The organism is Candidatus Margulisiibacteriota bacterium (assembly GCA_041650635.1).
Lineage (GTDB): Bacteria > Margulisbacteria > WOR-1 > JAKLHX01 > JBAZKV01 > JBAZKV01.
Map to the genome: position 1 here is coordinate 18,942 of JBAZKV010000018.1, position 13,808 is coordinate 32,749.

Annotated in this window: 13 protein-coding genes; 10 read left to right on the forward strand and 3 right to left on the reverse strand. The window is 48.7% G+C overall.

From position 1 onward, the window contains the following. Window positions 1-142: 142 nt before the first annotated feature. A complete protein-coding gene (locus WC490_06005) occupies window positions 143-1,516 on the reverse strand; it encodes a phosphoglucomutase/phosphomannomutase family protein (GenBank protein MFA5098157.1) in 1,374 nt (457 codons plus the stop codon). Continuing rightward, window positions 1,516-3,588, reverse strand: a complete 2,073-nt coding sequence (locus WC490_06010; protein ID MFA5098158.1) for a penicillin-binding protein 1A — start codon at window positions 3,586-3,588, stop codon at window positions 1,516-1,518. Before WC490_06010 ends, WC490_06005 begins: the two co-directional genes overlap by 1 nt. A gap of 48 nt (window positions 3,589-3,636) precedes the next feature. On the opposite strand from WC490_06010, the gene pyk reads away from it, so the two are divergent. The 4 genes from pyk (at window position 3,637) to dinB (ending at window position 7,207) form a co-directional block, all read left to right on the forward strand. Next, window positions 3,637-5,034, forward strand: coding sequence for a pyruvate kinase (pyk, locus tag WC490_06015; protein ID MFA5098159.1), 1,398 nt, complete (start codon window positions 3,637-3,639; stop codon window positions 5,032-5,034). Window positions 5,035-5,157: 123 nt separating this feature from the next. Then, complete coding sequence (gene lexA, locus WC490_06020) at window positions 5,158-5,751, forward strand: transcriptional repressor LexA (protein ID MFA5098160.1); 594 nt, start codon at window positions 5,158-5,160, stop codon at window positions 5,749-5,751. 50 nt (window positions 5,752-5,801) lie between these two features. Next, window positions 5,802-6,020, forward strand: coding sequence for a hypothetical protein (locus WC490_06025; GenBank protein ID MFA5098161.1), 219 nt, complete (start codon window positions 5,802-5,804; stop codon window positions 6,018-6,020). Next, entirely contained in the window at window positions 6,002-7,207 is a 1,206-nt protein-coding gene (gene dinB / locus WC490_06030; protein MFA5098162.1) for a DNA polymerase IV, read from the forward strand. The genes WC490_06025 and dinB overlap by 19 nt, the downstream gene beginning before the upstream one ends. A 129-nt stretch (window positions 7,208-7,336) precedes the next feature. Here dinB and WC490_06035 read toward each other — a convergent pair whose 3' ends face one another. Next, window positions 7,337-7,981 carry an RNA-binding domain-containing protein gene (locus WC490_06035; protein ID MFA5098163.1) on the reverse strand — a complete coding sequence of 215 codons (645 nt, stop codon included), beginning with the start codon at window positions 7,979-7,981 and terminating at the stop codon, window positions 7,337-7,339. Window positions 7,982-8,036: 55 nt separating this feature from the next. On the opposite strand from WC490_06035, the gene WC490_06040 reads away from it, so the two are divergent. From WC490_06040 to WC490_06065, 6 genes are all read left to right on the forward strand, one after another. Beyond that, on the forward strand, window positions 8,037-8,612 hold the full coding sequence (locus WC490_06040; protein MFA5098164.1) for a transposase: 576 nt from the start codon (window positions 8,037-8,039) through the stop codon (window positions 8,610-8,612). Beyond that, window positions 8,597-9,217, forward strand: a complete 621-nt coding sequence (locus WC490_06045; GenBank protein MFA5098165.1) for a ComF family protein — start codon at window positions 8,597-8,599, stop codon at window positions 9,215-9,217. The genes WC490_06040 and WC490_06045 overlap by 16 nt, the downstream gene beginning before the upstream one ends. 50 nt (window positions 9,218-9,267) lie before the next feature. Next, the gene (raiA, locus tag WC490_06050) at window positions 9,268-9,639 is read left to right on the forward strand and encodes a ribosome-associated translation inhibitor RaiA (protein ID MFA5098166.1); all 372 of its coding nucleotides are present in this window, start codon (window positions 9,268-9,270) and stop codon (window positions 9,637-9,639) included. Then, window positions 9,640-12,156: a preprotein translocase subunit SecA gene (secA, locus tag WC490_06055; protein ID MFA5098167.1), complete on the forward strand. Its 2,517-nt coding sequence runs from the start codon at window positions 9,640-9,642 to the stop codon at window positions 12,154-12,156. Window positions 12,157-12,220: 64 nt separating this feature from the next. After that, window positions 12,221-13,315, forward strand: coding sequence for a peptide chain release factor 2 (gene prfB / locus WC490_06060; GenBank protein ID MFA5098168.1), 1,095 nt, complete (start codon window positions 12,221-12,223; stop codon window positions 13,313-13,315). A gap of 50 nt (window positions 13,316-13,365) precedes the next feature. After that, the coding region (locus WC490_06065) for a pyridoxal-phosphate dependent enzyme (protein ID MFA5098169.1) at window positions 13,366-13,808 on the forward strand (443 nt) is incomplete at its 3' end.

Consider the following 13,808-nt stretch of genomic DNA (forward strand, 5'->3'; position numbering starts at 1 on the left):
CAATATAGATGTGCACAAAGAGCTGGCCAAAGTCTTTAAGGAATTAAAGCTCCCTGCTCAGCTAAAAGCAGAGAACGAAAAGATATCTCAGCTTGAAGCAAAAAAGGCCTTTGAGGATGAGATAAAAAGAAGGTCCGGCTCTTCAACCGTTGAGGCAAAATGATCTTGCTGCCTCTATAAGCCCTGCCACTTTTTGAACAGCATCAGCCTCGGAGTATATGCGCAGGAGCGGCTCGGTACCCGAAGCCCTAAAGAGTATCCAGGAGCCGTCTCCAAAAATAAATTTGGTCCCGTCAAGCCGCTGAACCTCTTTGATCTTTGAACCGGCCAGCTCTGCCGGAGGGGATTTTTCCAGAAGCCCTACGAGCCTCTGTTTTTTTTCTTCTTCAAGATGCAGATCAAGCCTGTCATAGAAGAACAGTCCGAATTCTTTGGAAATATCGTCAAGGATGCGGTCCAGCGGCTTCTTTTTTACTGCCATCAGCTCCGTCAGCAGCATAGCGGCCAAAACGCCGTCCCTTTCGGGAAGATGGCCCTTTATGCCCATGCCGCCGCTTTCTTCGCCTCCCATCAGGATATCCTCTTTCATCATGAGGTCCGCAATATATTTAAAGCCGATCGGAGTCTCAAAGACCTTAAGGCCGTACCTGTCTGCCATTCGGTCTATTAGGCGGCTTAGATTAAAGGTCTTAACGATACTGCCGCTCAGCTTTTTGTTCTCGACCAGATGGTAAAGCAGAAGTGCATAGACCTGATGGGTATTTATAAAGGCGCCTCCCGAGCCGCAGGCCGCCAGGCGGTCGGCATCACCGTCAAGAGCTATTCCCGACAGCCTTGTCTGCCTGCAGGTCTTTCTAAGGAGAGGAAGGTTTTTTTCTATGGGCTCGGGATTTATGCCGCCGAATGTAGGGTCAATTCCGGAGTTAAGCTCTATAACTTCGGCGGAGCCATCGAGCGCCGCCTTAAGATATCCGCTTCCGCTGCCGTGCATGGGATCGCAGATCAATTTGATGCCTGACGAAGCGATCAGTTCAAGGTCAACAAAGGACCGGACTTTTTTTAGATAATCCGGACGCGGATCAAAAGTTGATATTTTGCCGGTTTCTTTACTTCCTGAAGGATCAGAACCAAGCAGGGATTCCACTTTTTTTGTCGTATCCGGCCGGGCCGAGCCCCCGTAAGGCTCTTTTATCTTAAAGCCGTTCCACTGCGGGGGATTATGGCTGGCCGTTATCATGACGCCTGCGGCAGCCTTATTGAGCACGACATGGAAAGAAACGGCCGGAGTGGGACAGGACCTGTCGCAGAGCAGCACTTGAAGTCCCGCTTCCGCAATAGCCTCGGCCGCGCATGAGGCAAACTCAAAAGAAAGGAACCTGTTATCATAACCTATGACAACGGGTCCGGCCTGTCCAGAATAAGCCGCGGCAAAGGCCAGAGCTACGGTTCTTACATTGTCAAAGGTAAAATCCCTTGCGATCTGAGCTCTCCAGCCGTCGGTACCGAACTTTATCACTAGAAGGCCTCCTGATTAAAATCATATTCGATATCCTGTATGGTCTCTTCCTCTACTTCTGATCCTTCCTCTTTTGGCGGAGCCGGAGCGGAATGTGACGGACATTGTCTCGATGGTTCTTTGCCTCTCCAGAAGGTCGCTGTCCTTATCTTTGCGGAAGGGCAGTTTGGCCCTGCCAGCTGCCCGCTGACCGTGCAGATTCTTACCCTGACCATCCCGGATGGCTCGGCAAAATCCTGAGGAGGAGTATTGACCAGGACTTTTGTCATATAATCCTTCCACATTCTGGGACAGACCGCGACCTCAGCGACCCCTTTCATGGAAGAATTGTTATCGTTTCCGACCCACACTCCGGTGACAAGCTGAGGCACAAAACCTATGAACCAGGCATCACGGAAGCGTTCCGAAGTGCCTGTCTTGGCGGCCGCGGGCCGCCCTAGTGCGGCTTTTCTGCCGGTTCCCGAAGTAATAACGCCTTTCATCATATCTACCATGACCGAAGCAACCCCGGGATCAAGGACCTGTACCGCCCTGGGTTCTGCTTCCTCAATGGTCTTTCCGTCCCTGTCAACTACTTTTTCTATCGCATAAGGCTCAAGCCGCAAACCGTTTGACGCAAACACCCCATAGGAGGATGTCATCTCAAGGAGCGAAACATCCGAAGTCCCCAGGGCAAGGGAAAGAGTTTCGGTCAAAGGAGATGTGATGCCGAGTCTTCTTGCCAGATTTGCGGCATTCTGCGGTCCTGCCTTCTGGATCAGCTTAATTGAAGGTATGTTCAAAGAGTTTTCAAGCGCATATCTGACAGTGACATTCCCTCTGAATCTTCTGTCAAAGTTCATCGGCTTCCATTTTCCGTCGGGATGGTCCTTGTCGGGGAACACATCAAAGGACATGGGACTGTCGCTTATGACCTCTCCCGGGGAAACGCCTTTTTCCATGGCAGCAGCATAGATAAAAGGCTTGAACGAGGAACCGGGGGACCTTTTTGCCTGTGCGGCCCGGTTATATTCGCTCTTATCAAAATTGTAGCCGCCCACCATTGCAAGTATCTTGCCCGTGTTGGGGTCAAGCGAGACCAGCGCGCCCTGCAAAAAATGGTACTTGATGCCCTCGGTATTTATGAACCCGGTGATAGTTTCTTCCGCGGCTTTCTGAAGCGGGATGGAAAGCGTAGTATAGACCCTGAGCCCTCCTTTGTAGACAATGTCCCTGCCGTAATCCGCCACGAGTTTATTTATGACAAAGGAGGTAAAATAGGGAGCGGTGAACTTGTATTTGTTGAGCTTGTTCATTGACAGAGCGACAGGCTCTACTTCCGCTGCTTTTTTCTGCTTTTCTGAGATCATACCCAGGTCTTTCATTTTGGAAAGTACCAGGGACCTTCTTTTAACAGCAAGATCAAAGTTCTTGTACGGAGAATACGCCTCGGGAGCGCCCAGGATCCCAGACATCATGGCAGCCTCTGCCAGGGTAAGAGCATCTGCATGTTTTCCATAGTACATCTCTGCCGCTGCTTCGGCGCCGTAAGTATTATGGCCCCAGTAGACCTGATTGAGGTACATCTCAAGTATCTCTTCCTTGGTGTAGAGTTTTTCTATCTGCATGGCAAGAAAGGCTTCGGATACTTTTCTTGAAGCGGTCTTTTGGGTGGACAAGAACACGGTCCTGGCCAGCTGCTGAGTTATTGTACTGCCTCCCTGCACAACTTTGCCGCTGAACAGATTGACCAGAGCGGCCCTTGCTATTGCCTTAAGAGAGATACCCTTGTGGCGGTAAAAGTCATTGTCTTCGGAGGCGATCACAGCTTTCTGCAGGTTGGAAGATATCTTGTTTAAAGGGACCACTATCCTGTTCTCTTCGCCGTGAATGGTGCCAAGGACCGCGCCGTCGGAAGAATATATTATGGTAGCCTCGAACGGCGTATGGCTGCTCAACCTTGAAACATCAGGCAGTTGCGCGGACAGGCGGCCTATTATCAGGACCAGAGCGGCAGCAGAAGCAAGCATTACTATCAGAAGGTTCTTCCCGAGAGTACCTGCTTTTTTTTGCTTTTTTCTTTTTCCCGCCATAATACAATTATAGCAATTTGTCCGCCTCAATGATATAATTATTGTGTTATGAGCAGAACAAGGATAATAGCGACCGTAGGCCCGTCCTGCGACACAAAAGAAAAGCTTTCCGCCCTGGTAAAGGCGGGAGTGGACCTCTTCAGGCTCAATATGTCCCACGAAGACCATTCCGGAGCATCAAAGGTGATCTCCCAGATAAGGAAGAACGATCCTCAAACCGGTATCCTTATGGACCTGCAGGGCCCCAGGATAAGGACGGGCAGGCTTAAGGAAAAATGCGTAGCTCTCAAAAAAGGCGCTGAGTTCGTCATCACTTCAAAACAGATCGAGGGCAACGATTCCATGGTCTCGGTGGATTTTAAGGGGCTTCCTCAGGAAGTAAAGGCGGGACAGCAGATCCTTATAGATAACGGTCTTATAGAGTTGAAAGTGGTCAAAGTGGAAGGCTCCGACATTCACTGCAAAGTGTCCTCTGGGGGTTCTCTCGGAGAACACAAAGGCGTAAATGTTCCGGGAACATCTATTTTTAAAAAATCCCTGACAGAAAAAGACCTGTCCGACATGTCGCTTGCCGTCAAAGAAAAAGTGGACTATATAGCGCTGTCATTTGTAAAGACCTCGGACGACATACTTGAAGCAAAAAAACTGATAGAAGGGCTGGGAGCTTCTATCCCCGTCATTGCAAAGATAGAGAACGCCGAGGCCGTTTCCAGGATAGACTCTATAATAAATGTCGCTGACGCGGTCATGGTGGCAAGAGGCGACCTTGGCGTGGAACTTGCCCCCGAAGAGGTCCCTATGATACAAAAAGCCATCATAACCAAATGCGCCAGGGCGGGCCGTCCGGTGATAGTGGCCAGCCAGATGCTGGAGTCGATGGTGGAGAACACCAGGCCTACCAGGGCCGAGACCACCGATGTTGCAAATGCCATCATTGACGGGGCAGATGCACTGATGCTTTCCGAAGAAACTGCCAGCGGGCTTCATCCCTCGGAAGCCGTGAAAATGATGGCAAGGCTTATCGATAAGGTTGAAGGGGAATGCGTGATACAGAGGCATATAAAGAAAGAGGACATAAAAAAGAACATAGCCTTTGCGGTGTCGCATTCGGCCTATCATGTCTGCGAGGACCTTGATGCCAGAGCGATAATCACTTTTACTTCTTCCGGGTCAACGGCCCTGATGGCCTCAAAATGGCGGCCCAACGCGCCCATATTTGCCCCCGTCACTTCGCTTGAGGCGGCAAGAAGGACCTCTCTTTACTGGGGAGTACTGCCCATACTGACGGAGGTCTTTAAAAGCACGGACGAGATGGTCTCCAATATAGAAAAGGCCGTCCTTGAGAAAAAACTGCTCAAAAAAGGCGATGTAGTCATCATCACCGCCGGGGTCCCCATAGGCGTCAAAGGCACCACTAACCTCATCAAGGTGCATACGATAGGGTAGAGTCTTTTACCTTACACCATTCTGCGTAGAAAACAAGATATATACCCGGTAGATTTTTTTAGCTTGACAAGTAAACATATGTTTACTATAATTCAAAAAGCAACAAAAGAAAGGAGAAAAGCCATGCAAGAGCTGACACCGCGGCAGAAGAGCATCTTTGATTATGTTTCGGAGTTCATCGAGGACAGGGGATTTGCCCCGTCCATAAGAGAGGTCTGCGATAAATTCAAGATCAAGTCTACAAAGGCCATCCACAGCCATTTAAAGGCTCTTGAAGAAAAAGGCTGGATAAAGAGATCTTCAAACGCAAGAAGCATCGAAATACTTGGCAGGCAAAGGGTGGTAAACCTTCCTTTGGTAGGGCAGGTGGCTGCCGGAAAACCAATACTGGCGGTTGAGAACATAGAGGATACTATACCCATAGCCTGGGACTTTGCCAAGAACATAAGGGACGGTTTTATCCTGAGGGTAAGAGGCGACAGCATGACGGAAGCCGGGATAAACGAGGGCGATCTTATAATGGTGAAGCCCCAGCCGGAAGCCAACAACGGGGACATAGTGGTAGCAATGGTGGACGACGGCGCCACGGTAAAAAGATATTTCAAGAGAAGCGACTGCATCATCCTTAACCCGGCAAACCCAAGATATAACCCCATCAGGGTGAGCAGGAATTTTAGGTTGGTAGGTAAGGTAATGGGATTGATACGCAGGTATTAATTAAATTCATGCAGTAGGGGCGGGTCGCGACCCGCCCCTACCTATTAACAATGCAAACAATCAAGGTCGCAACCATCTTCGATAAAGGGAAGATCAAGCCCGTGTGGTTTATAAATGACGGACGCAAGTATCTTGTAAGGGAAATAAATTACGAATGGGTAAAAAAGAACGGGGCGTCAAAGGTCCATCATTTTGCCGTAAGCGACGGAACGAACACCTTTGAACTGTCCTTTGACGACATTGAACTCATATGGAAGATAGAAGACTGATCCTTCATATCGACATGAACTCCTATTTTGCCTCGGTAGAGCAGGCTTGTGATCCTTTTCTTCGCGGAAAACCGGTTGCCGTGGGAGGCGGCATATCCAAAAGGACCGTCGTTGCCACGGCCTCTTATGAGGCCAGGGCAAGGGGCGTAAAGACCGCTATGTCCACCTGGGAGGCTCTTAGGATATGCCCCGACCTCATCGTGATAGAGGGCGACATGGCAAAGTATCTGCACACTACAAGAGAAATAGTGAAGATCTTTTACCGGTATACCGACCTTGTAGAAGAATTCTCTATAGACGAGGCGTTCCTGGATGTAACCGGAACTGCCGAAAGATTTGGAGGGGTCCTGCAGCTGTGCCGCAAGATAAAGGACGAGATAAAGAAAAAGTTCGGGCTTACCTGTTCGATAGGGGTCGCCCCTAACAAGCTTGTTGCAAAAGTGGCCAGCGGCATTCAAAAGCCTGACGGACTGGTGCTCATAGAAAAAGAGAACATTCCTCTGCTGCTAAAAAACCTCCTGGCAAAGGAACTGTGCGGAATAGGGGAGCGGACGGATGAAATTCTTAAGAGGATGGGAATACGGACTTGCGGACAATTGGCAAATTATCCCGTCCAAAATCTCATAGAAAGGTTCGGCCTTGTACAGGGAGTGCGGCTTTCAAACATGGGGGAAGGTAAAGATGACAGCCCCGTTGCTCCCCAAAAGAACGGGAGCAATGCAAAGTCTATAAGCCATTCCTATACACTTCCGAAGAATGAGACAAGCCTTTCTGATGTCAAAAGTTATCTTTTGCAGCTTTGCGAACAGGCGGGGAGGAGAGCAAGAAAGCAAGGATACAAAGGCTGTACTGTGTCTCTTTATGTAAGATACGCGGATTTTAGCGGTTACTGCAGACAAAAGAAACTCGGAGAACACATCAACGACGGGTTTGACCTGTACAAGACGGCTCTGGCCCTGCTGCCAAAACCCCTGCAAAAACCGGTCCGCCTTGTAGGCATCAGCCTCTCCGGATTTATAAAAGGCATTGACCAGACAAGCCTTATAGAATACAGAGAGAACACTAAAAAGGCGCTTGAGGCAATGGACAAGATAAATGACAGGTTTGGTGAATTCAAAATAACAAGGGCCAGCATATTGCACAACAAGTTAAGAGAAAAGTGTGGAATGACAGCAAGACAAATCTGATTATAAATCCTAAACCCCAAGCACTAAATCCTAAACAAACCACAATATTCAAATCCCAAACATATAACAGAGGTGTTTAGAATTTTGGGTTTGGAATTTATTTAGGATCTAGAACTTAGGATTTAAAAATTAGTCTTCTGCGTTCGGCGGCAGTATGTACCTGGTAGACCTTCCGGCCCCCTGACACAGCAGGATCTTCTTGTCCGAGAGCATCGTCAGTTCAAGGTGGGCAGTCTTGTGGGAGATGCCGAACATCTCTCTGTATTCCTTGTTAGAGATGCTGCCATGCTCCGAGATATAATCAAGGGCTCTCTTCTGCCTCTTGTTAAGACCCTTGCCCGCCCAGGGACTGGTTATTTCCTGTTCTTCTCTTTCTTTGGCCGGCCTAGAGACATCGCCGTCCCTTATGTAGCAGATGTCATCGGTCTTGTAGGGTTTTTCGTCACCCTCGTGGATGTTTATGACCGCTATCTTTTTACCGCTGCGCTCAAAAAGCTCCACGGCCGGCTTTATATGAGGTTTGCACTTTGATTCGCCGATGTCAGAAAGCCAGGACACAAAATCCTGTCCGGGTTCTATCCCGATAAAATGCTTGTTCTTGTCGTCTATGCCGAGGATGAACTTACCGCCGTCGCAGTTTGAAAAGGCGACAAATTCCCTTGCGATATCGTCCTCAGGAGGGATCGCCTTTTCAAATTCAAGGGACTGTCCCTCTCCCTGCTCCAGCAGTTCTACTATTTCTTCCCAGTTAACCATCGATTTTAAATATATCATAAGGTGCCGAAAAATACCACACCCCCGCATATGACACACCGGACGCATCAGGGATATGCCTGGCGCCGGAATTGCTGGGATGTTGGACATGATGGCATTTGAAAAACACGACAGGGGATCGATCCGGTTGCAGGGATTTGATTACAGCCGACCCGGTGCATATTACATAACAATATGTGCATATAAACACAAATGTTTGTTCGGAAAAATAATCAACAAAAAAATGGTTTTGAATGAATATGGGAATGTGGTAAAAACGGAATGGTTAAAAACACCCGTCATTCGTCCGGAAATTAAATTGGACGAATACATCATAATGCCGGACCATATGCATGGAATTGTACGGATTGATTGCCCGATGGTAGTAGGGGCACGCGGCCGCGTGCCCCTACAAAACGGTACGCAATACCAAAAATGGCAACATATACAACCAAAATCGATCCCATCGTTTGTTTTGGGTTTCAAATCATCCGCAACCAAACAAATCAACACCATACGCAAAACCCCGAAATTATCGGTTTGGCAACGCAATTATTATGAACATGTGATCCGTGATTATATTCAATTGGAAAGTATCCGTAAATATATCATCAATAACCCTGCAAAATGGAAAAAATGGACATATTTATAAAAATATTTAATTGCATATTGAACATTATATTCCCTCCCAAATGCTGCATCTGCGGCATGATAGGGGACGATGCGTTTTGCCCTGAATGCGTTTCCCAGATCAAATACACTACCTATGAAGGAGGGATGACATCGTCCGCCGCCATTTATGAAGGCGTGATCAAAAAGGCGATCAAGAAATTGAAATTCAATAAAAAGAAACGATTGGCTCCTGTCCTGTCAAAAATAATGCTGAACAGCCTTCCGTTCTCTGGCTTTGATGTCATAGTCCCTGTCCCCCTGCACAGAGACAGACTTAGAAAAAGGGGGTTCAACCAGTCGCAACTTTTGGCAAAAGATATTTCTGAGTTTTGTAAAGCGCCGCTGCTCACGGAAGTCCTAATAAGACAAAGACCTACAACTCCTCAGTTTGGCCTTGACAAAGCCAAAAGGGTCCCCAATGTTAAGGGGGCTTTCTGTGTAAAGCAGCCTGATATGATAAAAGGAAAGGCAGTTCTGCTGGTTGATGACATATTGACCACCGGCGCCACGACTCTGGAATGCAAAAAAGAGCTTTTATCCTGGGGAGCGGCAGAAGTCTTTATATATACTCTTTCAAAAGCTTAGCATCTATGGCGTTGTGATATAATTTAGCTATAAAATCCAAGGAGGAAGACATGCAGATCAATTATAAGGGACACGGGTTGGAGATGACCGATGCTTTAAAAGATTACGCGGTAAAAAAACTGCAGAAGATCGAGCATTTTTTCCACAATGTACAGCAGATAGACATCGAGCTGGAATTCAGCAAGATAAGGGAAGCCGCCAAAAACCAGATAGCCAAGGTCACCGTCTGGGCTTCGGGGACCAAGCTTCACGCCATAGAAGAGACCGGGGATATGTACGCATCGATAGACCTCGTGGTGGACAAGATAGACCACCAGATCAAGAAGTTCAAGGAAAAACTGGTCCACGAAAAAAGGCGTGAATCGTCCAAAGAAAAGCATCATATCATCGAAAACCTCGACCGGGAACAACCGGCGGAATAAATGCTCTTAAAACTAATCGCGAGGCTGCTGGGGGTATCCTCGGAGAAAAAACTCAAGGAACTCCGGAATTCCGTTGACAGGATAAACTCCTTTGAAGCTGACCTTAAACAGCTGACCGATGCGGAACTTTCTTCTAAGACAGCGGAATTCAGAAAACATCTTCAGAAAGGCGCCTCCCTGGACGATCTTCTGCCCGAAGCTTTTGCGGTAGTAAGGGAAGCCTCTGTGCGCACCATCGGGCTCAGGCATTTTGATGTCCAGCTGCTGGGCGGCATAGTTCTGCATCAGGGTAAGATAGCCGAGATGAGAACAGGCGAAGGAAAAACGCTTGTTGCGACCCTTGCGCTGTACCTTAATGCTCTTACGGGAAAGGGCTGCCATCTGATCACTGTAAATGACTACCTGGCCAAAAGGGACAGCGAATGGATGGGGCCTATCTACAAGTTCCTCGGGCTTTCCGTCGGCCTTATCCAGAACGGGATGGGATACGAAGAAAGAAGAAAGGCCTACTCCTGCGACATAACCTACGGAACAAATAACGAATACGGCTTTGACTACCTGCGCGACAATATGGCTTCTTCTATCGAAGAATGCGTACAAAGAGAGTTGAACTTTGCCATTGTTGACGAGGTAGACAGCATCCTGATAGACGAGGCAAGGACCCCCCTGATAATTTCCGGCACTGTCGAGGAGGATGTTTCTCTTTACTTTAAGGCCGACCAGATAGCCAGAAAGCTCCAGAAAACAGCGGATTTTACGATAGACGAAAAGACCAAGAACGCGATCATGACCGAAACAGGCATCAAAAAGGCAGAAAAACTCGCGGGGATAGCAAGCCTTTATGATGTCGAGAACATGGAACTGGCGCACTCAATAATAGAATCGCTCAAGGCCCATCACGCCTTTTCTAAGGATGTAGACTACATTGTCAAGGACGGCGAGATAGTTATTGTGGATGAATTTACAGGCCGGCTTATGACAGGCAGGCGCTACAGCGAAGGATTGCATCAGGCAATAGAGGCCAAAGAAGGGGTCCAGATAAGGAGCGAGAGCCAGACCCTGGCCACGATCACTTTTCAGAACTATTTCAGGCTCTATAACAAATTATCCGGTATGACCGGGACCGCAATGACCGAAGAGGCCGAGTTCATCAAGATCTACAAGATGGAAGTGCTTGAAATACCCACCCACATGAAGATGGTAAGGCAGGACTTTCCGGATATGGTCTACAAGTCAAAAAAAGAGAAGTTCACCGCTATAGCCGAAGAGATAAAGAACTCCTATGAAACGGGCCGGCCTGTTCTGGTGGGCACGATCTCGATAGAAAATTCGGAACTGGTTTCCCAGATGATAAAAAGAAAAGGAGTCCCTCACCATGTGCTTAACGCCAAACAGCACGAAAAAGAAGCCGAGATAGTGGCCAAGGCAGGTCAAAAAGGCGCCGTTACCATCGCCACCAACATGGCCGGAAGAGGAACGGACATTGTTCTGGGGGAAGGCGTCAAGGAACTCGGGGGACTGCACATAATAGGGTCCGAGAGGCACGAATCCCGAAGGATAGACAACCAGTTGAGGGGCCGCTCAGGAAGGCAGGGAGACCCGGGTTCCTCACGGTTCTATGTTTCGCTCGAGGATGACCTGATGAGGCTGTTCGGAGGGCAAAGGATCCAGAATATAATGAACCGCCTCGGAATGGAAGAGGGGACCCCGATAGAGCACGGGCTGGTCTCAAGCGCAATAGAGCGGGCACAGAAAAAAGTTGAACAGTACCATTTTTCCATAAGAAAGCAGGTCTTGGACTACGACGATGTGATGAACAAACAGAGAGGAGCGATCTACGGGCTGCGCAGGAGGATACTCGAAAAGCGGGACCTGTCCGAAAAGATCTTCGAGATGATATCAGCAGTCGCCTCCGAACTGGTGGACCAGGCGATACCTCCCAAGATCCATCCCGACGAATGGGACATAGACAGCCTTGAAGCTTCGGTCAGAGAGGTACTGCCGCAGGGAGTACAGATAAAAGGCCTAAAGGAGCACAAAACAAAGGAACTTCTTGTTTCATCTATAGAAGAAGCTTTAAGACAGGCGTATGAGGCAAGACAGTCCCAGGTAGGACCGCAGAACATGGGGGACCTTGAGCGTTTTGTAATGCTGCGCACTATAGACGATCACTGGATAGACCAGCTTCACAATATGGATTCCCTGCGGGACGGGATAGGGCTAAGGGCCTGGGGACAGAGAGATCCTCTGATAGAGTACAAGATAGAGGCTTACAACATGTTCCAGGCAATGATGTCTTCGGCAAGAAAAGATATCCTCAGCCTGTTGTTCAAGCTCCAGATAGTGCAGGCTGCGGAGCCCGTCAAGCCCAAGATAAAATCAATGTCCTACGGGGCTCCTGACCAAGCAAGGGCCATTGCTCCCGTGGTCAAGGGCGAAAAGACAGGAAGAAACGACCCGTGCCCCTGCGGAAGCGGAAAAAAATACAAGAAATGCTGCATGGGAAAGGGCACGTAATATTGATTGTATTGTAGGGGCAGGTCGCGACCTGCCCCTACCGATCATAATGGAAAATTATAATATGTTGCCAGAATTAAAAACCGAAATAAACAAATTATCAGAAAAATTTAAAACCCTGAAACAAATGGTTGGTTTTGATGAACTGGAAAAGAAAAAGAACTCGCTCGAAGAAAAAGCTTCCGGCAGCAGCCTCTGGGATGATCCCGCAAGCGCTAAAAAACTGCTGCAGGAGCTGGACCAGGCAAAAAAACAGCATTCCGAGCTGCTTGCGATACAGAACGGCCTGGAGGAATCGGAAGTGTTCCTGGACATTGCAACAAAGGAAAAGGACAGCTCTTCGCTTGCCTCGCTAAAGGACGACATTTTAAAATTGCGGACACAGATAGACAGGATCGAGCTTTCCACTCTGTTGAGCGGAGAACATGATAAAGAGAACGCCATCCTTTCTATCAACGCCGGCGCCGGCGGCACCGACGCCCAGGACTGGGCGCAGATACTGATGAGGATGTACCTGCGATGGGCCGAGGAAAAGGGATATGAGACCGAAGTAGCTGACCTGTCCTACGGGGAGCAAGCAGGTATTAAGAACACTGTTATCTTTGTCCGTGCTCCTTATGCCTTCGGCTACTTAAGGTCGGAGTCGGGGGTCCACCGCCTTGTCAGGATGTCACCGTTCAACGCCGACGGAAAGCGCCACACCTCGTTTGCCGCAGTCGAGGTCATCCCCGAAACCGGGGAGGACATAACGGTGGAGATCAAGCCCGAGGACCTTAGGATAGACACTTTCCGCTCGAGCGGACCCGGCGGGCAAAATGTCAACAAGACCAGTTCCGCCATCAGGATAACCCATCTTCCAACAGGGATAATCACCCAGTCGCAGGCCAGCCCTTCACAGCACAGGAACAAGGAACTGGCCATGACGCTGCTGGCTTCTAGGCTCAAAGAAAGGCTGGAAAAGGAGCAGAAACAGAAGATAGAGGACCTCAAGGGAGAACAAAAGCAGATAGCCTGGGGCAGCCAGATCAGGTCTTATGTTTTTGCCCCTTACCAATTGGTCAAAGACCATCGCACGGGATCCGAAACAGGCAATGTGGAAAAGGTGATTGACGGCCAGATAGACCAGTTCATAGAGGCCTATTTGAAGGCGCAACATTAACTGATATAATTGTTGCAGAAACAGCCGCAAAAAACCAGGAGGAAATAGAGATGGACAAAAAGATCGTTCTTTCGGAAAAAGACCTGCCGCAGAAATGGTATAACGTGATGGCCGAATTCCCGGGAGAACTTCCTCCTCCTTTAAATCCCGGGACCGGCAAACCGCTGGGACCGCAGGACCTTGCTCCGATATTCCCAATGTCGCTTATCATGCAGGAGATGAGCCCCGACAGGTGGACAGAGATACCTGACGATATCAGGAACGTTTTAAAGATCTGGAGACCGACGCCTCTTGTAAGGGCACTGGAACTTGAAAAAGCTCTCAAGACAAATTCAAGGATATACTTCAAGAATGAAAGTGTAAGCGTAGCCGGCAGCCATAAGCTTAATACGGCAATAGCCCAGGTCTATTACAATAAGACGGAAGGGGTAAAGAGGATAGCCACGGAAACAGGAGCGGGACAATGGGGCTCCTCCCTTGCCTTTGCGTGTGG

Bases quoted from the DNA above. Each gene is read 5' to 3' on its own strand.
- raiA (MFA5098166.1), top strand. From the start codon at position 9,268: ATGCAGATCAATTATAAGGGACACGGGTTGGAGATGACCGATGCTTTA.
- lexA (MFA5098160.1), top strand. From the start codon at position 5,158: ATGCAAGAGCTGACACCGCGGCAGAAGAGCATCTTTGATTATGTTTCG.
- pyk (MFA5098159.1), top strand. From the start codon at position 3,637: ATGAGCAGAACAAGGATAATAGCGACCGTAGGCCCGTCCTGCGACACA.
- WC490_06010 (MFA5098158.1), bottom strand. From the start codon at position 3,588: ATGGCGGGAAAAAGAAAAAAGCAAAAAAAAGCAGGTACTCTCGGGAAG.
- secA (MFA5098167.1), top strand. From the start codon at position 9,640: ATGCTCTTAAAACTAATCGCGAGGCTGCTGGGGGTATCCTCGGAGAAA.
- WC490_06045 (MFA5098165.1), top strand. From the start codon at position 8,597: ATGGACATATTTATAAAAATATTTAATTGCATATTGAACATTATATTC.
- WC490_06040 (MFA5098164.1), top strand. From the start codon at position 8,037: ATGCCTGGCGCCGGAATTGCTGGGATGTTGGACATGATGGCATTTGAA.
- WC490_06025 (MFA5098161.1), top strand. From the start codon at position 5,802: ATGCAAACAATCAAGGTCGCAACCATCTTCGATAAAGGGAAGATCAAG.
- WC490_06035 (MFA5098163.1), bottom strand. From the start codon at position 7,981: ATGATATATTTAAAATCGATGGTTAACTGGGAAGAAATAGTAGAACTG.
- prfB (MFA5098168.1), top strand. From the start codon at position 12,221: ATGTTGCCAGAATTAAAAACCGAAATAAACAAATTATCAGAAAAATTT.
- dinB (MFA5098162.1), top strand. From the start codon at position 6,002: ATGGAAGATAGAAGACTGATCCTTCATATCGACATGAACTCCTATTTT.